This is a genomic window from Halotalea alkalilenta DSM 17697, assembly GCF_000621205.1.
GTDB classification, from domain to species: Bacteria; Pseudomonadota; Gammaproteobacteria; order Pseudomonadales; family Halomonadaceae; genus Halotalea; species Halotalea alkalilenta.
On sequence record NZ_JHYY01000014.1, the window covers coordinates 159,065 to 181,065 of the forward strand.

General features: G+C 67.0%; 22 protein-coding genes and 1 pseudogene. 22 read left to right on the plus strand and 1 reads right to left on the minus strand.

What is annotated here, in order from left to right; translation table 11 throughout:
* From Q376_RS21075 to Q376_RS21090, 19 genes and pseudogenes are all read left to right on the plus strand, one after another.
* Positions 1–612 carry a DUF3261 domain-containing protein gene (locus Q376_RS21075; protein ID WP_245598883.1) on the plus strand — a complete coding sequence of 204 codons (612 nt, stop codon included), beginning with the start codon at positions 1–3 and terminating at the stop codon, positions 610–612.
* Positions 599–1,306, plus strand: a complete 708-nt coding sequence (locus tag Q376_RS23865; protein ID WP_052364853.1) for a beta-ketoacyl synthase chain length factor — start codon at positions 599–601, stop codon at positions 1,304–1,306. Before Q376_RS21075 ends, Q376_RS23865 begins: the two co-directional genes overlap by 14 nt.
* A complete protein-coding gene (locus tag Q376_RS0101815) occupies positions 1,303–2,085 on the plus strand; it encodes a lysophospholipid acyltransferase family protein (RefSeq protein ID WP_027348847.1) in 783 nt (260 codons plus the stop codon). The genes Q376_RS23865 and Q376_RS0101815 overlap by 4 nt, the downstream gene beginning before the upstream one ends.
* Positions 2,069–2,338 carry a phosphopantetheine-binding protein gene (locus Q376_RS0101820; RefSeq protein WP_027348848.1) on the plus strand — a complete coding sequence of 90 codons (270 nt, stop codon included), beginning with the start codon at positions 2,069–2,071 and terminating at the stop codon, positions 2,336–2,338. Before Q376_RS0101815 ends, Q376_RS0101820 begins: the two co-directional genes overlap by 17 nt.
* Positions 2,328–2,591, plus strand: a complete 264-nt coding sequence (locus Q376_RS0101825) for an acyl carrier protein (RefSeq protein WP_052364854.1) — start codon at positions 2,328–2,330, stop codon at positions 2,589–2,591. The genes Q376_RS0101820 and Q376_RS0101825 overlap by 11 nt, the downstream gene beginning before the upstream one ends.
* The gene (locus tag Q376_RS0101830) at positions 2,591–3,139 is read left to right on the plus strand and encodes a COG4648 family protein (protein WP_245598884.1); all 549 of its coding nucleotides are present in this window, start codon (positions 2,591–2,593) and stop codon (positions 3,137–3,139) included. The genes Q376_RS0101825 and Q376_RS0101830 overlap by 1 nt, the downstream gene beginning before the upstream one ends.
* Entirely contained in the window at positions 3,124–4,812 is a 1,689-nt protein-coding gene (locus tag Q376_RS0101835) for an ApeI family dehydratase (RefSeq protein WP_027348851.1), read from the plus strand. The genes Q376_RS0101830 and Q376_RS0101835 overlap by 16 nt, the downstream gene beginning before the upstream one ends.
* Positions 4,805–5,551, plus strand: coding sequence for a glycosyltransferase family 2 protein (locus Q376_RS0101840; RefSeq protein ID WP_027348852.1), 747 nt, complete (start codon positions 4,805–4,807; stop codon positions 5,549–5,551). Before Q376_RS0101835 ends, Q376_RS0101840 begins: the two co-directional genes overlap by 8 nt.
* Positions 5,548–6,492 (plus strand): lysophospholipid acyltransferase family protein, encoded by a 945-nt coding sequence (locus Q376_RS21085; protein WP_043445718.1) that lies wholly within the window; start codon positions 5,548–5,550, stop codon positions 6,490–6,492. Before Q376_RS0101840 ends, Q376_RS21085 begins: the two co-directional genes overlap by 4 nt.
* Positions 6,489–6,944 (plus strand): acyl-CoA thioesterase, encoded by a 456-nt coding sequence (locus Q376_RS0101850; RefSeq protein WP_027348853.1) that lies wholly within the window; start codon positions 6,489–6,491, stop codon positions 6,942–6,944. Before Q376_RS21085 ends, Q376_RS0101850 begins: the two co-directional genes overlap by 4 nt.
* Positions 6,945–7,025: 81 nt before the next feature.
* The gene (locus tag Q376_RS0101855) at positions 7,026–8,264 is read left to right on the plus strand and encodes an NAD(P)/FAD-dependent oxidoreductase (protein ID WP_027348854.1); all 1,239 of its coding nucleotides are present in this window, start codon (positions 7,026–7,028) and stop codon (positions 8,262–8,264) included.
* A gap of 45 nt (positions 8,265–8,309) precedes the next feature.
* Positions 8,310–9,494, plus strand: a complete 1,185-nt coding sequence (locus tag Q376_RS0101860) for a beta-ketoacyl-[acyl-carrier-protein] synthase family protein (RefSeq protein WP_027348855.1) — start codon at positions 8,310–8,312, stop codon at positions 9,492–9,494.
* The gene (locus Q376_RS0101865; RefSeq protein WP_027348856.1) at positions 9,484–9,954 is read left to right on the plus strand and encodes a hotdog family protein; all 471 of its coding nucleotides are present in this window, start codon (positions 9,484–9,486) and stop codon (positions 9,952–9,954) included. Before Q376_RS0101860 ends, Q376_RS0101865 begins: the two co-directional genes overlap by 11 nt.
* Positions 9,941–10,693, plus strand: coding sequence for a 3-oxoacyl-ACP reductase FabG (gene fabG / locus Q376_RS0101870; protein ID WP_052364855.1), 753 nt, complete (start codon positions 9,941–9,943; stop codon positions 10,691–10,693). Before Q376_RS0101865 ends, fabG begins: the two co-directional genes overlap by 14 nt.
* Position 10,694: 1 nt before the next feature.
* Positions 10,695–11,927 carry a beta-ketoacyl-ACP synthase gene (locus tag Q376_RS0101875; protein WP_027348858.1) on the plus strand — a complete coding sequence of 411 codons (1,233 nt, stop codon included), beginning with the start codon at positions 10,695–10,697 and terminating at the stop codon, positions 11,925–11,927.
* A 25-nt stretch (positions 11,928–11,952) separates the two neighbouring features.
* Complete coding sequence (locus Q376_RS0101880) at positions 11,953–13,017, plus strand: Lnb N-terminal periplasmic domain-containing protein (RefSeq protein WP_043445721.1); 1,065 nt, start codon at positions 11,953–11,955, stop codon at positions 13,015–13,017.
* Between the two features lie 244 nt (positions 13,018–13,261).
* Complete coding sequence (locus Q376_RS0101885) at positions 13,262–14,251, plus strand: TAXI family TRAP transporter solute-binding subunit (protein ID WP_155834103.1); 990 nt, start codon at positions 13,262–13,264, stop codon at positions 14,249–14,251.
* Between the two features lie 123 nt (positions 14,252–14,374).
* Positions 14,375–15,032 (plus strand): annotated as a pseudogene (locus Q376_RS25585) (C4-dicarboxylate ABC transporter); the annotation flags it as partial.
* A gap of 81 nt (positions 15,033–15,113) precedes the next feature.
* Complete coding sequence (locus Q376_RS21090) at positions 15,114–16,964, plus strand: TRAP transporter permease (protein ID WP_342665948.1); 1,851 nt, start codon at positions 15,114–15,116, stop codon at positions 16,962–16,964.
* Between the two features lie 453 nt (positions 16,965–17,417).
* Here the strand turns inward: Q376_RS21090 and Q376_RS0101895 are convergent, their stop codons facing one another.
* Entirely contained in the window at positions 17,418–18,803 is a 1,386-nt protein-coding gene (locus tag Q376_RS0101895) for an MFS transporter (RefSeq protein WP_081803340.1), read from the minus strand.
* Positions 18,804–19,262: 459 nt separating this feature from the next.
* Here Q376_RS0101895 and Q376_RS0101900 point away from each other — a divergent pair, with 459 nt between their 5' ends.
* From Q376_RS0101900 to Q376_RS0101910, 3 genes are read left to right on the plus strand one after another with little or no spacing between them, the layout of a single operon-like run.
* Positions 19,263–19,976, plus strand: coding sequence for a GntR family transcriptional regulator (locus Q376_RS0101900; protein ID WP_027348862.1), 714 nt, complete (start codon positions 19,263–19,265; stop codon positions 19,974–19,976).
* Positions 19,973–20,872: a methylisocitrate lyase gene (gene prpB, locus Q376_RS0101905; RefSeq protein ID WP_027348863.1), complete on the plus strand. Its 900-nt coding sequence runs from the start codon at positions 19,973–19,975 to the stop codon at positions 20,870–20,872. The genes Q376_RS0101900 and prpB overlap by 4 nt, the downstream gene beginning before the upstream one ends.
* Positions 20,869–21,996, plus strand: coding sequence for a citrate/2-methylcitrate synthase (locus Q376_RS0101910; RefSeq protein ID WP_027348864.1), 1,128 nt, complete (start codon positions 20,869–20,871; stop codon positions 21,994–21,996). Before prpB ends, Q376_RS0101910 begins: the two co-directional genes overlap by 4 nt.
* Positions 21,997–22,001 lie beyond the last annotated feature (5 nt).

Below are 22,001 nucleotides of genomic sequence, written 5' to 3' on the forward strand. Positions count from 1 at the left end.
ATGCCCACGCGATCACGCTTGATGCCGTCCCTGCCGGTGGCGCTGCTGCTGGCATTGCTGCTCGGCGGCTGCGCCACGCCTCAGCTCGCCCCGTCACCGTCGCTCTCCCATCCCGACGCACCGCGCACTCTGGTACGCCTGCTCAGCTTCGAGCGCGGCGACGCACAACACCCACCGGAGCGGCTGATCGCGGTGATCCGGCTCGCCCCGGAAGGACTCAGGGTGGCGGTGACCAGCCCCTCCGGACAGCGCTTGATGACCTTGATCCACGATGATCGAGGCGCGCGCTTCGAAGATACCCTGGCGCCGCCGCCTTTCCCGGCCGCCTGGCTGGCACAGCGGCTCGAATGGGGACTGTGGCCGAGCGAAGCGCTCACGCGCGGCTTCGAAGGCAGCCGCTGGCGGCTGGTCGAGACCGGTCGCGCGCACCACGGCGGACGGCGGGACATTTACCTTGGGAGCAGGCTGATCGCGCGGGTCGACTATGGGTTCGCCGGCACGCGCGGCGACGATGATCAGGTCAGGCTCGACGACCGCGAGGCCGGCTACGTGCTGAACATCACCCCGCTGGACGCGGCGGGTGCGAAGGAGAAGATCGATGACCCGAGCTAATGACGCGAGCAGCGAACCGACGCCGCCCGTCCTGCGTGTCGAAGACTGGCGCGGATGGATCGAAGAAGAGCTTGGACTCGGCGCCGATCCTCGCCTGAGCATCGCCGCTAAGCCCGATGCGCCGGCGCTGCCTGCGATGCTGCGTCGACGGCTCGACGCGACCGGTCGCGCTGCCTGCCAGGCGCTCGCCGAGCTCGAACTGCCGATCGCTGCGCCGCTGATCTTTGCCTCGCGCCACGGCGCCTCCAGCCTGACGCTGAACATCATTCAGGAGCTGGCGAAGCAGATGCCGGCATCGCCGGCCCAGTTCTCGATGTCGGTGCACAACGCCGTCCTCGGCGTCTATTCGATCGCCCTCGGCCACCGTGGCCCGATCCAGGCGATCGCCGCCAGCGGCCAGGAGATCGACGCGCTGTTCATCGATGCATTGGGCTATCTGAGCGAAGGCCATCGCGTCGTCGGTGCGGTGTTCTGCGACAGCCGCCTGACCCCGCTGCACCATGAGCTCATCCCTGGCCCCATCGCCGCCTGCGCGGTGGCGATGCGGCTGACGCTCGATCGAGGGCGAGCGCTGAGCTCGTCTCCCACCTCGACACCGCTCGAGGCCTCTCCCGTCGAGCTTCTGCGCTTCATGCTCGGCCGCGAAGACCAGGTCACCGCCCAGCGCCGCTGGCACTGGAGCCCTTCGGCATGAGGCCCGCCCTGGATCGAGCCTGGCGCGGTGTCGGCACCGCGCTCTCGTTCTCGGTCTTCGGGCTCGGCGGCGTACTCATCGGCCTGGTGATCGCGCCGCTGATCCGGCTCACGGTGCGCGACCGCGAGCGGCGGCAGCGCCTCGGCAGGCGGCTGATCCAGCGCAGCTTCGCCGGCTTCATCGCACTGATGAAGGCGCTGGGCGTGATCGACTACCAGATCGACCACCTCGAGCGCCTGCGCCGTCCTGGCCTGCTGGTGATCGCCAATCATCCGACCCTGATCGACACCATTTTCCTGATCGCCCATGTCGATGATGCGACCTGCATCGTCAAGGGCGCACTGGCGCGCAACCCGGTGACGCGAGGCCCGATCCGCCTGGCCGGCTACATCAGCAACGCCTCGCCCGAGGAAGTGATCGACTCGGCCGCGGCCAGCCTGCGCGCCGGACAGTCGCTGGTGATCTTTCCCGAAGGCACCCGCACGCCGCCGGGCGGCGCGATCCGTCTGCGGCGCGGCGGAGCGAACATCGCGCTGCGTACCAACACTGCGATCACCCCAGTGGTCATCGACTGCCAGCCGCCTACCCTCGGCAAGCACGAACCCTGGTATCGCATCCCCGCACGCCGGGTTCGGCTTCGACTTAGCGTGTCGTCCGACTTGCCTGTAATATGCGCTCCTACCCTCCCCTCAGGCTTGGCGGCCCGCGCGCTGACCGCCCAGCTGAACGAGCACTTCAACAATGAATTGGAAAGGCTAAGGTATGACGCATACGCCTAACCTGTCCCTCGAACTCAAGCGTCTGATCATCGACACGCTCGAGCTCGAGGACATCACCCCGGAGGACATCGACGATGCCGCACCGCTGTTCGTCGACGGACTGGGACTCGACTCGATCGACGCGCTCGAGCTCGGTCTCGCGCTGCAAAAGCGCTACGGTATACGTCTCGATGCGGAGCAGGACGACATCCAACGCCACTTCGCCAGCATCGACGCTCTGGCCGCATTGGTGAGCGAACGCCATGTCGACTGAACTCCCCACCGCCGCCAACGACGCCTTGGCACTGGTGCGCAGCAAGCTGGTCGAGCTCTTCGACCTCGAGGCCGCGGACGTCACCCTCGAAGCGCGGCTCTACGAAGACCTGGACATCGACAGCATCGACGCCGTCGATCTGATCGTCGAATTGAAGAAGTACACCGGCAAGCGCATCGATCCAGCCGACTTCAAGGCAGTGCGTACGGTCGGTGATATCGTCACTGCTCTCGGACAGATCAACCAACGCTGATGCAACCACGCATGATCCTGGCATCGATCGGCACCGCGCTGGCGCTCGGTTGGCCGCTCCTCGTTCATTGGCTCCAGCAGCACGTCGACGGCGCTCTGCTGCTGGCCGGCGGCGCTCTGCTGCTGCTCTGGCGGCTGCCACGCCTGCCCGCGCTGCTGGCGATCGCCGCGCTGCTGTCGCTCGGCGTTTTCGGCTCCACGCGACTCGGCGTGCACGGCTATCCGGTGCTGGTCAATCTGGCGATGCTCTACACCTTCGGCGCCAGCCTGCTGCATGGCCCTCCGCTGGTCGAGCGGCTGGCCCGACTGCGCGAGCCGCAGCTGTCACCGCGGGCGATCGCCTACACCCGGCGGGTGACCCAGGCCTGGTGCCTGTTCTTCGCGATCAACGGCGCGATCGCCGGCTTCACCGTGCTCAAGGGCGATCCCGTCCTTTGGGCACTCTACAACGGTGTGATCAGCTACTTGCTGATCGCACTGATGTTCAGCGTCGAATGGCTGGTCCGGCGCCGCGTGCAAAGAGCCGATCCCCAATGTTCGTCCGCCTGAGCGATCTCCCTTGGCGTCGCATCGCGCCCTCCCCCGCCGAGCTTGCCGCTGAACACTGGGTAGGCCACGCCGAGCTGCTGCGGCGCAGCGCGGCTTGGCGCGCCTGGCTCGACGGCCGCCCGGGCGGGCGCTGGCTGCTGCACCAGCCGGACCCGCTAGAATTCACCGCCGCCCTGCTCGCCCTGTGGGAGAGCGGCCGGATCGCGGTGCTGCCCGGCGATTCGAGCGAGGCCACCCTGGGACGGCTGCACGGCGCGCTCGATGGCGCGCTGCCGCGGACGCCGCCTGCCGGAGTCACCGCCACCGCGGCGCCGGCCATGGCGCTTTCGCCATCTAGCATCGCAGTGGAGATCCACACCTCGGGCTCGACCAGCGCGCCCGAGTGGCTGCCCAAGCGCTTCGATCAGCTCGACGCAGAACTCCAAACGCTCGCGGCATGGCTCGGCGACCAGCGCTGGGCGGTGATCTCACAGGTCAGCCACCAGCACCTCTTCGGCCTGACCTTCGGCATCCTGCTGCCGCTTTGCCTCGGCGCGCCGTTCAGCGGCGGCACCAGCCGCTATCCGGAGGTACTGGCGATGCGTCTCGGCCAGCTGACCGATACCTCGCTGGCGGCGCTGGTAGTGAGTTCGCCGTCGCAGCTCTCGCGTCTGCCGTCGTGGTCCGACTGGCCGCGCGGTGGCAGGCGTCGGCTGATCAGCGCAGGGGCCCCTTTGACCACCGAGGCCGCGCGCAGCGCAGCACAGCTTCTGGATGCCGAGATGGTCGATCTCTACGGCAGCAGCGAAACCGGCGTGATCGCCAGCCGACGCCCGCTCGAGGACCCGATCTGGCGACCTTTCGAGGGCGTGGAGTGGCGCCTGGAGGGGGCGCACCTGCTGCTGCGCTCGCCGTTTCTCAGCGATCCCACCGGATGGTGGGAACAGCCTGACGAAGTGCGCTCGCAGCCAGGCGGTTTCCAGCTGCTCAAACGGCGCGACCGGATTCTCAAGGTCGCCGGCAAGCGGGTATCGCTGGATGCGCTCGATGCCTGCCTGCGCGGCGATCAGCGCGTGCTCGACGCCCGCTGCGTGCCGGTCGGCAACGCGGACGGGCGGCTCGGGGCGATCATCGTGCTTGGTGAAGCGCACCTTCCCCACCGGCGCTGCGAGCGGCGCGCGCTGATCTCCCAACTGCGCCAGCGGCTGCTCGGCCAGGGTATCGAAGCGGTGGCGATTCCGCGCTACTGGCGTTTCGTCGAGCGCCTGCCGCTCAACCTCCAGGGCAAGCTCGACCAGGGTTCGATCGCACGGCTGTTCGCCGATCTGGACGACCACCACCGCCCGCGCTGGCTGGGTTGCGATGCCCAGGCGGCGCAGCGCTGCACGATCACGCTCGAAGTACCCGAGCGCCTGGCGCAGCTGCGCGGGCACTTCGAGGAGTGCCCGATAGTGCCGGGGGTGGCCTTGGTCGACTGGGCCGCGTCGCTGGGCGAGGAGTGCTTCGGGCCGCTCGGGCGCTTCACCGCCCTCGAACAGCTCAAGTTCCAGCGCCCGCTGCGTCCCGGCATGCGCTTTCGTCTCGAACTGAGCCAGCGCGCCGATGGCCTGCAGTTCCATATCGACTCGCGCCTCGGCCGGCACTGCAGCGGCCGACTGGCCTTCACTTCGCCAGAGGAGCAACGCAATGGCTGAGCCCAGGGTCTGCGCGCTGATCCCGTTCTACAACCATCCAGCCAAGATCGCCAAGGTCTGTCGCCACCTCGCCGCACTTGGCCTGCCGATCCTGCTGGTCGACGACGGCAGCGACGAGGATTCGGCACGGGTCGTCGACGCCGTCGCCAGCGCAGGCGGGCACCGGCTGGTGCGTCTCGAGCGCAACCGCGGCAAGGGCGCGGCGGTGCGCGCGGGGCTCAAGGAGGCAGAGCGGCTCGGCTATACCCACGCCTTGCAGATGGACGCCGATGGCCAGCAGCACCCGGGCGACGTCGCGGCATTTCTCGCCTCCATGCGCGCCCGGCCCGGGGCGCTCGCGGCCGGCTATCCGATCTACGACCACAGCGTGCCGCGGGTGCGCTTCTATGGCCGCTACGCCACCCACGTATGGGTATGGATCAATACCCTGTCGATGGCGATTCGAGACACCATGTGCGGGCTACGGCTCTATCCGGTGGCGGCGGTCAACCGCATGCTCGAGCGCCATGACTGCGGCGACCGCATGTCCTTCGATACCGAGATCCTGGTGCGCTGGTACTGGGGCGGAGGCGAAGTGGTCAATCTGCCGGTGCGGATCGACTATCCCGAGGATGGGGTCAGCCATTTCGCACTGCTGAAGGACAACCTGCACATCTCCTGGATGCACACTCGGCTGTTCTTCGGCATGTTGATCCGCTTGCCGAGGCTTCTGAAACGACGCTGGGGCCGCGACGGATGAGCATGCACTGGGCGCGGATCTCGGAGCGCGGTTCGGTCACCGGCATGCGAATGATGCTCGCGATCCGGCGCGGCCTCGGCCCCTGGGCGTTCAGCGCGGCGCTGCACCCGGTGATGCTTTGGTACTTCTGCTTCCAGCGCGACGCCCGGCGCATCTCCCGGCAGTTCCTGCTGCGCGTCGATCCGAGCCTTGCCCGGCACCCCTTGAAGCTGCGCTGGCAGAGCTATCGCCATTTCGCAAGCTTCGGCAACTCGATGATGGATCGCCTGCTGGCCTGGAGCGGCCGGATCACCCGCGACGAATTGACCGGCGACGGGGTCCCGAACATCGAAGCCGCGATCGCCTCCGGGCGCGGCAGCCTGGTGCTGGTCTCCCACCATGGCAATTTCTCGGTGGTCGACGCCTTGGCGTCGCAGCAGCCGAAGCTCGATATCCTGGTACTGCAGCACACCAAGAATGCGGTCAAGTTCAATCGCGTGATCGCGCAGGTCGCCCGCCATCCAAGGCCCCCCGTCCTCGAGGTCAGCGAACTGACGCCCGCCGATGCCCAGCGCATGGCGCGCTGCATCGAAAGCGGAGGGTTCGTGGTGATCGCCGCCGACCGGCTCGCGGTCAGCGGCGGGCGCAGCCAGGAGGTCAGCTTCCTCGGCTCGCCCGCGCCATTCTCGGAGGGGCCGTTTCGCATCGCCACGCTGCTGCGCTGCCCGATCCATACCCTCGACTGCGTCAAGCGCGGTCGTAGCTTCCAGGTCGACTTCGAGCCCTTCGACGACACCAGCGCACTGGCGCGCCATCGCCGCGAGGCGTGGATCAAGGAAGCGATGCAGCGCTATGCCGACCACCTCGGCGAACGCGCGCGACGTGATCCGTTGCAGTGGTACAACTTCTTTCCCTTCTGGCGCGAGACGGCTGCTCCAGATCCGCGCGAGGACGCCCGATGACCATCGACGAACGTACGCTGCCCAGCGCTGAAATAGAGCTCAGCGTCGCCTTCCACGATCTCGATCCGATGGGGGTGGTCTGGCACGGGCACTACGTCCGCTACCTCGAACTGGCGCGCTGCGAGCTGCTGGCAACCATCGGCTACGACTATCCGCAGATGGAGGCCTCGGGCTTCGCTTGGCCGGTGATCGATCTGTCGCTGCGCTACGTGCAGCCGCTGCGCTATCGTCAGCGAATCCGGGTCGAGGCGCGACTGCGCGAATGGGAGCATCGCCTGCGGATCGACTATCTGCTGCGCGACGCCGACAGCGGTCGCCGCTTGACCCGGGCGCGCAGCGACCAGGTCGCGGTACGGATCAGCGACGGCGCGATGCAGCTGGCGTCGCCGCCGGCGCTGGTCGAGCGCCTGCTCGCCTGGCAGCGCGACGCCTTGGGGACGAAAGCGCCCTAGCCCGACGGCCGGCGTCCCCGGTCAGCACCGCCCCTGTCGATCCCAGTGCCCGTCCACCCCCGATTCGAGGACCGGAAAGCCATGCAGACATTGACCACCGACATCGCGATCATCGGTGCGGGCCCGGCGGGAGCCGCCGCCGCCGCATGGCTCGCCGGCAGAGGGCACCGCGTGCGGGTGGTCGAGCGCGCACGCTTCCCGCGCTTCTCGATCGGCGAGAGCCTGCTGCCCCAGTGCATGGCCTACCTCGCGCATTGCGGTCTGCTGGAGACGGTGGAAGCCGGTGGCTACCAGCGCAAGAACGGTGCCGCCTTCTGCTGGAGCGGCAGCTATCGCGCGATCGACTTTCGCGACAAGTTCAGCCCGGGCCCCGGCACCACCTTCCAGGTGCCACGGGCGGACTTCGACCAGCGGCTGATCGAAGGCGCCCGCGCCCTGGGCGCGGAGGTGGACTTCGCCACCGAGGTCATCGACTTCCAGGCGGATGCCGCGCGACCACGCCTCGAGGTACGCGACGAGCATGGCGTCGAGCGCGCCATCGAGGCGCGCTTCGTGCTCGATGCCAGCGGCTACGGTCGCGTGCTCGCTCGTCTCGCCAAGCTCGATCGTCCCTCACGCCTCGATGAGCGCTGCGCGCTGTTCACCCATGTCGAGGACCGAATCGATCCCGAAAGCGGCTTCGATCGGGAAAAGATCCTGATCGGCATCCACCCTGAGCGTCCTGGCGTCTGGTTCTGGCTGATCCCGTTCAGCGACGGGCGCGCCTCGCTCGGCGTGGTGGGCTCGGCCGCGGAGATCGACGCCCTGCCCGGCGACGATGCCGAGCGACTGTTCATGCTCATCAGGGAGGAGCCACGCTTGGCCGAGCTGCTGGCCCGCGCAGCGCCGGTGCGCGAGATCCAGCGCCTGCGCGGCTACTCGGCCGATGTCTCCCGGCTGCACGGCCCGGGCTACGCGCTGCTCGGCAACGCGGGGGAGTTCCTCGACCCGGTCTTTTCCTCCGGCGTCACCGTGGCGCTGCATTCGGCAGTGCTTGCCGCCCCCTTGGTCGAGCGTCAATTGCAAGGGGAGGAGATCGACTGGCAGCGGCAGTTCGAACTACCGCTGCGCCGCGGCGTGGCAACCTTTAGGGAGTTCGTCGAAGCTTGGTATGATGGCCGTTTGCCACGGATCATCTTCAGCGAAGGACAGCCTGCGCGCATCCGTACCATGATCAGCGCAGTGCTCGCGGGGTATGCCTGGGATCAGGCCAATCCGCTGGTCAGCGCCAGCCGCCGGCGTCTGGACAGCCTCGCCGCGAGCTGCACTCACCATCGTTGATCCCATCGCGGGATCGACGCGCTGGGTCTCACCGACAGGATTGCCATGCCCGCCACTTCATCGCGCCGGTGCCGCCTTTCGCCCCCGGCGATCGTCTGCCCACTCGGCCACCAGCTCGACCAGGTAGCCGATGGCTTGTTCGCCGGCCGGTCCGGGCTGGTCGAGGAAGCCGCGCTCATACCGGGGCGCCGCGTGCCGGTCGGCCGGGTCGAAGGCGAGCTGCCCCGCGCGCATGACTGGCCGATCGGCCTGCGTACCCGCAACAACCTGCTGCTGGCGATGGCGCTGGAGCGCTTGAACCCAGAACTCGAGGCGCTGCGCGAACGAATGCCAAAAGCCCGCATCGCGGTAGTGATCGGCACCAGTACCTCGAGCATCGCCGAGGGCGAGCGCGCGGTCATGCAGCGCGGACGCGACGGCACCTGGCCGCCCGACTTCCGCTACGCCACCTTCGAGCTCGGCTCCGCTGCGCGCTTCGCCCTCGACCATCTCGGCCTGGACGGCCCGGGCTATACCATCTCGACCGCCTGCACCTCCAGCGCCAAGGCGCTGAGCAGCGCGCGGCGCCTGCTCGCCTCCGGCGGCTATGATGCGGTCATCGCCGGTGGCGTCGATACCCTCTGCGGCCTGACCCTGAATGGTTTCGCCTCGCTCGAGGTGATCAGCGATCATCCCTGCCTGCCATTCTCAGCGAACCGTGCAGGCATCAACATCGGCGAGGCGGCGGCGCTGTTCCTGGTGACCGCCGAGCCGGGGGGGGTCCAGCTCAGCGGCTACGGCGAAAGCAGCGACGCCCATCACATTTCGGCACCCTGTCCCGACGGTCGCGGCGCCGAGCAGGCGATGCGCGATGCCCTGGAGATGGCCTCGCTTTCAGCGGCGCAGATCGATTATCTCAATCTCCACGGCACCGCCACCCTGCAAAACGATGCGATGGAGGCCATCGCGGTACAGCGCGTCTTCGGCTCAGAGCTCCCTTGCAGCTCGACCAAAGCGCTTACCGGCCACACGCTCGGCGCCTGCGGCGCGCTCGAGGCGGCGTTCTGCTGGCTTTCGCTCCACCATGCGCAAATGCCACCACACCGCTTCGATGGCAAGATCGATCCCAGTTTGCCTGCGCTGAACCTGACCGCGGGGGGAGCCTTCGAGGGGCGTCGGGTGATGAGCAACTCCTTCGGCTTCGGCGGCAACAACATCTCCCTGATCATGGAACGTAGCGATGCCGCCTGAGTTTCCCCAGCCGATCGGCGACTATGTGCCGCACTCCCAGGAGATGTGCCTGCTCGATCGCATACTCGAGGCCGATGCCCAAGGGCTGCTTGCCGAGCTGACCCCGCGCCGTGGCGCCATGTTCGCGCGCGACGAGGGCATCCCCGGCTGGATCGGCATCGAATGGATGGCGCAGGCGATCGCCGCATGGTCGGGCATCGAGGCCAGGGCGGCGGGCGGTGCCCCTCACCTGGGGCTGCTGCTCGGCAGCCGCCGGTATCGCTGCACGGCGCCATGGTTCGCCTTCGACCGCCCGATCGTGGTAGACATCCGGCTCGAGTACCGCTCCGCCGAGGGCCTCGGCGTCTTCGCCTGCCGCCTGCTCGACGCCGACGGCGGCGAACTCGCCACCGCACGGGTCAACGTTTTCCAACCCGACTCGTTCGAGAGCATCGAGGGCATTCTCAATGACACCCCATGAGCCCCCTTCCGCACGCACCCGTCGCACCATCCTGGTCACCGGCGCCAGCCGGGGCATCGGTCAGGCCATCGCCTCGAGATTGGCCCGCGACGGTTTCGACCTGGTGGTCCATGCGCGCAAGGAGGCATCGCTCGATGCCACCTGCGAGCTTCTCCACGGCTCGGAAGGCGCGGTACGGCGGTTGGCCTTCGACGTCACCGATCGCGCCGCCGCCCGCGCCGCGCTGGAAGCCGACATCGAGCGCCATGGCGCCTACTACGGGGTGATCTGCAATGCCGGCATCAGCGCGGACGGCGCCTTCCCGGCGCTCAGCGACGAAGACTGGGACAGCGTGATCGATACCGGGCTCGGCGGTTTCTACAACGTGATCAAGCCGACGGTGATGCCGATGATCCGCCGTCGCGCGCCAGGGCGGATCGTAGTGATCTCCTCGGTGTCGGGGGTGATCGGCAACCGCGGCCAAGTCAACTACAGCGCCGCCAAGGCGGGAGTGATCGGTGCCGCCAAGGCGCTGGCGGTGGAGCTCGCCAAACGGCGGATCACGGTCAACTGCGTAGCACCGGGGCTGATCGATACCGGCATGACCGAGGGGCTCGATCTCGATACCCTGCTGCAGGTCGTGCCGATGCGCCGCCAAGGCACGCCGGAGGAGGTCGCCTCGCTGGTCGGCTACCTGTGCCATGCCGACTCGGGCTATCTGACTCGCCAAGTCATCTCGGTCAACGGAGGGATGTACTAGCATGCGGCTCAAACGCGTGGTGGTGACGGGAATGGCGGGGTTCAGCCCGGTAGGCAGCGACTGGGAAACGATTCGCCGCCATCTGTTCGAAAACCGCAGCGGCGTGCGCTACATGAGCGAATGGGATGCCTACCAGGGCCTCGGCACGCGCCTCGGCGCACCGGTGGCGGACTTTTCCCTGCCCTCGCACTACACCCGCAAGGCGCTGCGCAGCATGGGGCGCAGCGCCCAGATGGCGACTCGCGCCAGCGAGCTTGCGCTCGAGGATGCTGGCCTTCTCGATGACCCGCTGGTGGGCAGCGGCCGGATGGGCATCGCCTACGGCGCCTCGACCGGCGAACCGGACGCCGTGGCCCACTTCGGCAACATGCTGATCAACAAATCGGTCGAGGGTCTCAACGCCAACTCCTACGTGCGGATGATGTCGCACACTTCAGCGGTCAACATCGGCGTGTTCCTCGGCGTGCGCGGACGCATCCACACCACCTCGAGCGCCTGCACCTCGGCGAGCCAGGGCATAGGCTACGGCTTCGAGGCGATCCGCTACGGCCGCCAGACCGCGATGATCGTCGGCGGCTGCGAGGAACTCTCCGCCGCCGAGGCAGCGGTGTTCGACACCCTGTTCGCCACCAGCACCCGCAACGATGCCCCCGAGCTCTCTCCACGCCCGTTCGACCGCGACCGCGACGGCCTGGTGATCGGCGAAGGCGCCTGCACGCTGATCCTCGAGGAACTCGAGCATGCTCGCGGCCGCGGCGCGCGGATCTACGCCGAGGTGGTCGGTTTCGGCACCAACAGCGACGGAGTCCACGTCACCCAGCCCAACCCCGGGACCATGGCGCAGGCGATTCGCCTCGCGCTCGAGGACGCAGCGCTCGTGCCCTCGAGCATCGGCTACGTCAGTGCCCACGGGACCGCCACCGACCGCGGCGACGCCGCCGAGAGCCTGGCGACCCAGGAGGTCCTGGGCTCGCGCACGCCGATCAGCGCGTTCAAGAGCTATACCGGCCACACCCTGGGCGCCTGCGGCTCGTTGGAGGCGATGGTCGCGATCCAGATGATGCGCGAGGAGACGTTCCATCCTACCCTCAACCTCGCGCAGCCCGGTCCCGACTGCGCGCCCTTGGACTACATCGTGGGCAGCCCGCGGCGACTGGCCTGCGAGTACGTGATGAGCAACAACTTCGCTTTCGGCGGGATCAATACCTCGCTGATCTTCAAACGCTGGGATTGACCTGCCCGCTTTCGCTCGAGGCCTTATGAATCCACACCCCTCATTGCCGCGGCTGTTGCTCAACGCGCTCTGGCGCGCGCTGCTTTCGCTGGTGGTGATACTCGGTGCGCTGTGGGGCGCGATGGCGCTAAGTTTCCAGCTGCCTGCGCCGAACTGGCTGAAAGGGGTGACGATCGGCGCCTGGACGCTGCTCGCGGTACTGGCGCTGCTCGGGCTCTGGCGGGTACCGCGTCGATGGCATCGCGGCGGCCTGTTCGGCTGGCTGCTGGCGGCGCTACTGCTGGGCATCTGGTGGGGCACCATCCAGCCATCCAACCATCGCGACTGGGCGCCGGACGTCGCGCGGATACTCGATGCCGAGGTCGACGGCAGCCGGGTGACGCTGCATAACGTGCGCAACTTCGAATGGCGCACGCGTGAGGACTTCATCGAGCGCTGGGAGACCCGCGAGTACGACCTCGACCAGCTCGAATCGGTGGACCTGCTGGTCTCCTACTGGATGGGCCCGGCGATCGCCCACACCCTGGTCAGCTTCGGCTTCGCCGATGGCCGCCAGCTGGTGTTCTCGGTGGAGATCCGCCGCGAGCGCGGCGAGACGTTCTCCACCCTCGGCGGCTTCTTCAAGCAGTTCGAGGTGGCGCTGGTCGCAAGCGACGAGCGGGACATCGTCCGGACCCGCTCCAACGTGCGCGGCGAGGAGGTGTATCTCTATCGTGTCGAGCTGCCTCGCGACGACGCCCGCGCGCTGTTCCTCTCCTATCTCGACGAGGCGCGAGAGCTGCGCGACGCACCGCGCTTCTACAATACCCTGACCACCAACTGCACCACCCTGGTGTTCGACATGGTCAAGCGGATCGTCCCGGGGCTGCCGAAGGACATCAGGCTGATACTCTCAGGCTACCTGCCGGACTACATCTACGATCTTGGCGGACTGCCATCGGGCTACACGTTCGAAGAGCTCAAGCGCCTCGGCCGGATCAACCAGCGGGCGGTCGATTCCGACCAGGGTGGCCGGTCGAGCGAGGACTTCTCGCGAGCGATCCGCGAAGGCGTGCCTGGAGCATCCGGTTCAATCCCGGGGATGCGCTGAAAGCGACCCGCCCAGGCGCTTAACCATTACTTAATTAATCCCGCTTTCTCCTTCCAGATCATCGTCACTGGCCTAATTTGTCGGCAAGCTATTCGGTCCGCCGACCCGACGACAGGGCGTTCCCGCGCGCCCAGAATGCCGTGGCTCGGTCGGCTCGCTTCGAGCAGTTCCCAAGGCATGCTTTCGTTCGTCCTCGCCTCGCGGCGGGATGCGCGGAGCCGATTCGAAGAACAAGGTGAAGATCATGACCGCACCCGCTTTCCGTCGCCCGCTGATCCAAGGCACTCTCTGTGCGATGCTCGTCGGCACCGCCCTCGCCTCCACTCAGGCAGTGGCACAGAACAATTTCGTCACCATCGGCACCGGTGGCCAGACCGGGGTCTACTACGTCGCAGGTCAGTCGATCTGTCGCTTCATGAACAGCGTCGGTGCCGACCAGGGCATCCGCTGCAATGCCCCTTCCACCGCGGCGAGCGTCTATAACATCCAGCAGCTGCGCGGCGGCGAATTCGACTTCGGCTTCGTCCAGGCCGATCATGAATACAAGGCGCTCAATGGCCTGCCGCCGTTCGAGGCCAACGGCGAAATGAGCAATCTGCGCACGGTGTTCGCCCTCCACCCCGAAGTGCTGACCCTGGTCGCGCGCAACGACGCCAATATCGAGACCCTCGCCGACCTCGAAGGCAAGCGCGTCAACATCGGTGTGCCCGGCTCCGGCAGCCGCGACACTTTCGGTGAGGTGATGCAGGCGATGGGCTGGACCGCCTCGAGCTTCTCGCTCGCCGCCGCCCTCGCACCGACCGAGATGGCCTCGGCGCTCTCAGACAACAACCTCGATGTAATGACCTATGTGGTGGGCCACCCGAGCGGGGCGATCCAGGAGGGCCTGAGCGTGGTTCCCTCCCACATCGTCCCGGTCGAGGGCGAGGCGGTCGCCGAGCTGCTCGCGTCGAGCCCCTACTTCGTCGAAGCGCAGATTCCCGGCGGCGTCTATCCGGGTGCCGACGAAGCGATCCCGAGCTTCGGGGTGAACGCACTGCTGGTCACCACCGAAGAGACCGATGCCGACACCGTCTACCTGCTGGTCAAGTCGGTGTTCGACAACCTCGACCGTTTCAAACGCCTCCACCCCGCGTTCGCCGAGCTCCAGCCCGAGCAGATGATCGAGAGCGGGATCAGCGCGCCGCTGCATGAAGGTGCGATCCGCTACTACCAGGAGCGTGGCTGGCTCTGAGTCCGGCCCTCTCCGGCCTCGCTTGCGCCCCTCGTGGCAACGCCATGGGGGGCGAGATGAATCTGGTGGCGTCCTGCCCGGCATGACGTCGCCGCACTGCCCTACCCTATCCGGACGACTGTGATGAACGACGTTCCACAAGAAGCCCAAAAACTCGTCGAAGAAGAAGCTGGCGGGCGCAAGCCGATCGGCGTACTGGGGTGGGTGATCGCCGCCTTGGCGATAGGTTGGTCGCTGTTTCAGATCTGGATCGCCTCGCCTCTTCCCTACGTGTTCGGCTTCGGCCTGCTCAACTCGACCGAGGCCCGCTCGATCCACCTCGGTTTCGCCCTGCTGCTCGGTTTCCTCGCCTATCCGGCATTCAAGCGCTCGCCGCGCGATCGGGTGCCGTTGATCGACATCGCCCTGGCGCTCGCCGCCAGCGCCTGTGCGCTCTACATCTTCGTCTTCTACGACCAGCTGGCGACCCGCCCGGGTAGCCCGATCACCCTGGACCTGGTGGTCGCCTGCGTCGGCCTGCCGCTGCTGCTCGAAGCGACCCGGCGCACCCTGGGGCCTGCGCTCACGGTGATCGCCAGCATCTTCCTGCTCTACTCGCTGGCCGGCCCTTGGATGCCCGGTGTACTCGCCCATCGCGGCGTCAGCCTGCAGGCGCTGGCCAACCACCAGTGGCTCTCGACCGAGGGTGTGTTCGGCATCGCGCTGGGCGTGTCGACCAGCTTCGTCTTCCTCTTCGTGCTGTTCGGCGCACTGCTCGACCGCGCCGGTGCCGGTCACTATTTCATCCAGCTCGCCTTCGCCCGGCTCGGTCACCTGCGCGGCGGCCCGGCCAAGGCCTCGGTTCGCCTCGATGCTCACCGGGATGGTCTCGGGCTCGTCGATCGCCAACGTGGTCACCACTGGCACCTTCACCATCCCGATGATGAAGAAGGTCGGCTACACACCGACCAAGGCCGGTGCGATCGAGGTCTCCTCCTCGCTCAACGGCCAGATCATGCCACCGGTGATGGGGGCGGCGGCGTTTCTGATGATCGAGTACGTGGGCATTTCCTACGTCGAAGTCATCCGCCATGCCTTCCTGCCGGCGGTGGTCTCCTACATCGCGCTGTTCTACGTGGTCCACCTGGAGGCCTGCAAGCTGGGCATCGAGGGGCTGCGGCGGCGCAAGCAGTCACCGTTTCTGCGTCGCATGATGGGGCTCGCCTTCGCTGTGGCGCTGCTCTCGGGGATCGGTCTGGCGGTCTACTACGGGCTCGGCTGGCTTAAGCCGCTGCTCGGCGACTGGGCGGGCCTGTTCGTCGCCTTCGCGCTGGCGCTGGTCTACCTGGCCCTGCTCACCGTCGCCTCGCGCCAGCCGCCGCTGCCGCCGGACGATCCGGATCGCGCGCTCGAGGAGCTGCCCGACTTCCGCGCGGTGCTGCTCTCTGGACTCCACTTCCTGCTGCCGGTGGTGGTGCTGGTCTGGTGCCTGATGGTCGAACGCCTCTCCCCCGGGCTCTCGGCGTTCTGGGCGGTGGTGATGATGCTGGCGATCCTGCTCACCCAGCGTCCGCTGCTCACCGCGCTGCGCAAGCGCACCGAGGCCTTCGCCAACGTCGACCACGGCGGCCTGCGCGAGGGAGTGGAGGATCTGATCCAGGGCCTGATCCAGGGCGCGCGCAACATGATCGGCATCGGCATCGCCACCGCCGCCGCCGGTATCGTGGTCGGTGCGATCTCGCAGACCGGCGTCGGGCTGGTGCTCTCCGATCTGGTCGAGGCCCTGGCGATGGGCAACCTGCTGCTGATGCTGGTACTGATCGCGATCTTCTGCGTGGTGCTCGGCCTGGGGCTGCCGACCACCGCCAACTACATCGTGGTCTCTTCCCTGATGGCGCCGGTGGTGGTCGAGCTGGGGATCCAGAACGGCCTAGTGGTGCCGCTGATCGCGGTGCACATGTTCGTGTTCTACTTCGGCCTGATGGCCGATGCCACCCCGCCGGTGGGGCTCGCCGCCTATGCCGCGGCGGCGATCTCGCGGGACAACCCGATCACCACTGGGATCCAGGCGTTCGTCTACGAGATGCGTACGGTGGTATGGCCGTTCATGTTCATCTTCAACACCAACCTGCTGTTGATAGATGTCACCTGGTTCGAAGGGATCGTCACCTTCATCACCGCGACGATCGGCATGCTGCTGGTCGCTTCCGCGGCGATGGGCTGGTTCCTGGTCCGCAGCCGCTGGTACGAGCAGCTGCTGCTGGCGGTGGCGGCCCTGACCTTCCTGCTGCCGACCTTCTGGCTCGACCGGATCCAACCGCCCTGGCAGAGCCATCCCGCCACCGAGCTCAACCAGGTGCTCGAGCAGGCGCCCGAGGGCAGCCAGTTCCGCCTGCTGGTGGCCGAGCCGCAGGTCGGCGGCGGTGAGCGCGAGCTCTTCATCTCGATGTCGGTGCCCGAGATCGCCCCGGGGCAGACCCCGAGCGAAGCGCTCGGCCTCGAACTGATCGAGCAGGATGGCGAGACGGTGGTCGATATGATCGATTTCGCAAGCCCCGCCGAGGCGACCAGCCTGGACTTCGACCAGCGGATCATCGCGGTGGAGACGCCGGCCGAGCGCTGGCCGGCGGAAATCCTCTGGCTGCCTGCCTTGCTGCTGGTCGGACTGGTCGCAGCGCTGCAGCGCCGCCGTGCGCCCAAGCACGACGCCAAGGCAACGGTCCAGACCGGCTGAACCCGCACCGCTCCATGGTGGCATGGAGCGGCTTTGAGACGAAGACGAGCCCTGGCCGGGAGGCCAGGGCTCGTCTTCGTCAGATTAATGATAACCCCCTTTTGACCCAGCGACACTCTCGATCCTGGCGAGTCGAGAACCGTTTGGGTCCTAACGCGCCTCTTGCTCGCTTAGATGCGAGGGGCGGTCCCCTCGCGCTCCCCCTGAAAGGGGACGCGCCGCCACGAGATCGCGAAACCCTGACCGATCAATCGATTGCACTCGGGTCGGCGCGCATGGACGTCCCTGTCCGGGCGCGCCTTTTGCGACATCCATGTCGCAAACCCCGGTGCAAGCGATTGCCGTCCAGCGCGCTCTCAGAGGCGGCTGCAAGCCATCGTGGCATCTTCAAATACTTTGTCAGCAGTCTGTCGGTAAATCCACTGCATGACTTCCCTCGCGCCAGGCCGACCTTCAACCGCGTTCGGGCATCGCGCTCAGGTCGATTTCATCCAGGTTATCGACCAGGAACAGAAAGCACAGGGCGCCGGCGAAGGCGACGATGCTCAGGTAGTACATCGCCCCATGGAAATTGCCGTTCATATCGATGAACAGACCGAACATGATCGGCGTCAGGATACCGGCCATGTTGCCGCAGATGTTGAACACCCCGCCGACCGTGCCGATCATCTTCTTCGGCAGTATGTCGCTCATCGCCGTCCAGCCCAGGTTGGAGTAGGCGTTGGCGAAGAAGGCCAGCGACAGGATCACCACCACCACCGTCGGCGAGGACTCGAAGAAGTTGCACAGGAAGATCAGCGAGGAGAACGCGAGCCCCGACACGATCGGTACCTTGCGCGACCAGACCAGGCTGACCCGGCGCTTGAACAGCATGTCGCTCAGCACCCCGCCGAACAGCACCCCGACCGCGGCCAGCAGATAGGGGAAGCTGGCCAGCACGCCCACCGAAGCGGTGGAGAGCCCCAGCCCCTGCTCCAGGTAGATGATGAACCAGGTGAGGAAGAAATAGAGAATGCTGGTGGCGGCGAAGTGGGTGAAGCAGATCGCCCAGAATCGACGATGGCGCATGACGAAGCGGACTTCGGCCCAGCTGACCTTGTGCTTACCCTCCTGCGCGACGACCGCCTGGCCGAAGCGGCTCGCATCGCTTATGTAGTCGAGCTCGGCCTGATTGGCATGCCGGCTGTTCTGCGGATCGCGATAGCGCAGCCACCAGTAGACCGCGAATACCAGCCCCAGCCCGCCGGTGAGGAAGAACACCGAGGACCAGCCGAATATCCCCATCAGGTAGCCCAGCAGCGGCGTCATCAGCGCGATGACGACGTACTGGCCGATCGAATAGGTACCGATCCCACGGGCGCGCTCGTGATGAGGCAGCCACATCGCGGCGATCTTGGCGTTCGCCGGGAATGAAGGCGCCTGGGCGAGGCCTAGTATCAGACGGCACACCAGCAGCAGGCCAAAGACCGCCGCAGCCGAGCCGATGATCGGCAAGGCGCCGAGGCCCATGGCGAAAGTCGCAGCGCTCCAGACCAGGATCAGCAGCGCATAGAAACCCTGCGTACCGAAGCGGTCGAGCAGCCAGCCGCCGGGAATCTGGGCGAAGAGGTAGGCCCAGGTAAAGGCGGACATCAGCCACCCCAGCTGCATGCCGGAGATGCCCAGGTCGGCCTGGATCGCGGTACTGGCGATCGACAGGTTGACCCGATCCATGTAGTTGATGCCCACCGCGACGAACAGCATGCCCACCACCCAGAAACGGGCGTGGGTGGGCGCCGCCTTAGTATCAAATCCAGCGTCCGGTGCGTCGAGTGGCGTAGCGCGGCTGTTCGGTGTCATGGCAAACCTTATCGGACCCACACTCGAGCTGAGCGCGGCCCTGTTGCAAAGTTGAGATCGATGACGGACCGCTGGATGAAAATCGCAGCCGCCCGTCATCACCTTTTCGCCGCCACGCACCGGCGGCCCACGGCATCAGGATCCTCCGTCCGCCCTTCGATGATACCGTTCCCATTGAAACATAGACGATGAGCACTTCATCGCCCTGCCCCAAAGTGCGCTCTCGCCCGGTATCGAACAAGGGACACAGTGACGCATCGACGACACCGGCGGAGATGGAGGCAAACGAGACCGCCCCACCGGGCGAAGGCCCTCTTGTTCACCTCGAGGCGATGGAGATCAGCCAGCAGCGGCGAAGCTCCGCAAACAGAGTGACTGTCGACAATACTTGTGTCTAATGGCAGATTACACGTCTATACAATAGCTTTACCACCTACTCCCTACCAATATTGTCGACACATGTCCTCTTCGATCCTCACCCCATCCGCCGATGCGGACGCGCGCGAGACCCGCGCAGAGCAGGTATTCCACGACCTGCAGCGCGCGATCATCACTGGCGAACTGGCCGCCGGCAGCAAGCTCTCGGAGCCGGCGCTGGCCAGCCGCTACGGCATCAGCCGCGGCACCCTGCGTGCCGCGCTGCACCGCCTGGAGGGACATCGCCTGGTGGTGCGCGAGGCGCACATCGGTACCCGGGTGGTCACGCTCGAGCTGAGCTCGCTGATCGAGCTGTTCCAGATCCGCGAATCGCTCGAGGGATTAGCCTGTCGCCTCGCGGCGGCGCGAATGCCGGCGAGCGAGATCGCCTCCCTTTCGCGGCTGCTCGACCAGCATGCCGAATCACCCGACTTCAGCGCAGGGAGAGGCTACTGCCACCAGGAGGGGGATTTCGACTTCCACTATCGCATCGTCCAGGCCAGCGGCAATGCCGCCCTGACCCAGATGCTCGGCGATGGGCTCTACCAGCGGCTGCGCATCTATCGGGTACAGCTGGCCGCGGACGCCGGCCGCGCGCCTCAGGCGATGATCGAGCACCGCCGCATCCTGGAAGCGCTCGCCGCCCGGGACGGCGAACTCGCCGAGCTGCTGATGCGCCGCCACATCGCCGCTTCGCGGCACCACATCGAACGCCGTCTGAGCGCGCAATCATCCACTGAGGAGACAAGCCCATGACCCGTGACAGCGCCGGTGCGAAACTTCGCGCAGCCGTCGATGCCGAACGCCCGCTGCAGGTAGTGGGCGCGACCAATGCCAACCATGCGCTGCTCGCCCAGCGCGCCGGATTCCGCGCGCTCTATCTCTCCGGCGGCGGCGTCGCCGCCGGCTCGCTGGGCATGCCGGATCTCGGCATCACCCAGCTCGAGGACGTCCTGGTCGACCTGCGCCGGATCGTCGACGTATGCGAACTGCCGGTGCTGGTCGATGTCGACACCGGCTTCGGCCCCTCGGCGTTCAACGTCGCCCGCACCGTGCGTTCACTGATCCGCGCCGGCGCGGGCGGGCTGCACATCGAGGACCAGGTCGGCGCCAAGCGCTGCGGCCACCGGCCCGGCAAGGCGATCGTCAGCCGCGCCGAGATGGTCGATCGGATCAAGGCCGCAGTGGATGCCCGCTTCGACGACGACTTCGTGATCATGGCGCGCACGGACGCGCTCGCCGTGGAAGGCCTCGAGGCCGCGATCGAACGCGCCCAGGCCTGCGTCGAGGCCGGTGCCGACATGATCTTCCCCGAAGCGGTGACCGATCTCGCCACCTACCAGCGTTTCGTAAGCCAAGTACCGGTGCCGGTACTGGCCAACCTGACCGAATTCGGCGCCACGCCGCTGTTCACCCTCGATGAGCTCGAGCGCTGCGGCGTGGCCCTAGCGCTCTATCCGCTCTCCGCCTTTCGCGCCGCCAACCGCGCCGCCGAGCGGGTGTTCGAGACGATCCGCCGCGATGGCACCCAGGCGGCGGCGGTCGAGACCATGCAGAGTCGCGAGGAACTCTACGAGCGGATCGGCTATCACGCCTTCGAGCAGCGTCTGGATGCATTGTTCGCCCAGGATCGCGAAGGAGGTGCCCGGTGAGCCATGCCAAGCCGTTGGGCGGTGCCGGCCTGCGCGGCCAGGTCGCAGGGCGTACCGCGCTCTCCACCGTTGGCCGCGAGGGCCACGGGCTGACCTATCGCGGCTATGCGATCGAGGCCCTGGCCGAGCAGGCCAGCTTCGAGGAGGTGGTCTGGCTGCTGTTCGAGGCCGAACTGCCCAATGTCGAGCAGCTCGATGAATTGAAGCTCAGGCTGCGCCTTCATCGCCGCCTACCGGAGGCGCTCAAGCGCGGGCTCGAACAGATTCCGGCGCAAACGCCACCGATGGAGGCGGTGAGGACCGGTGTCTCGCTCTACGGCAACCTCGTCCCCGAGTCAGGCTTCAGCACCCAGCGCGAGGCCGCCGAACGGCTGCTCGGCGCGCTGCCGGGGATCATCTGCTACTGGTACCGCTATGCCCATCGGGGCGAACGGATCGATACCGAAAGCGCAGCGGACGGCGTCGCCGAGCACTTCCTCACCCTGCTCCACAGCACGCCGCCGAGCGAGATGCATCGGCGGGCGCTCGACGCATCGCTAGTGCTCTACGCCGAGCACGAATTCAACGCCTCGACCTTCACTGCGCGGGTGGTCGCCTCGACCCTGGCCGATCTCTACTCCTGCCTCACCGCCGCGGTCGGCGCACTGCGCGGGCCGCTGCACGGCGGCGCCAACGAGGAAGCGATGGCGCTGATCGAGCGCTTCGACAGCGTCGAGGCGGCGCGGATCGGAGTCGCGGGGATGCTCGAGCGCAGGGAGAAGGTGATGGGCTTCGGCCATGCGATCTATCGCGACAGCGACCCACGCAGCGCGGTGATCGAGCGCTGGGCCGAACGGCTCGCCACCGATCCCGACTCGCACCGGCTGCTCGAGGTGTCGCGTGCGATCGCCGCGCTGATGGACGAGCGGAAGGGACTCTTCCCCAACGCCGATTTCTACCATGCCAGCGCCTACCACTCGCTGGGCATCCCCACCGGGCTGTTCACGCCAATCTTCGTCATCGCTCGCGCCGCCGGCTGGAGCGCCCACGTGTTCGAGCAGCGCGCCGACAACCGCATCATTCGTCCCAGCGCCGACTACGTCGGTTCCGAGCCGCGCGAGTTCGTGCCGCTGGCCCAGCGCTGAGCTTT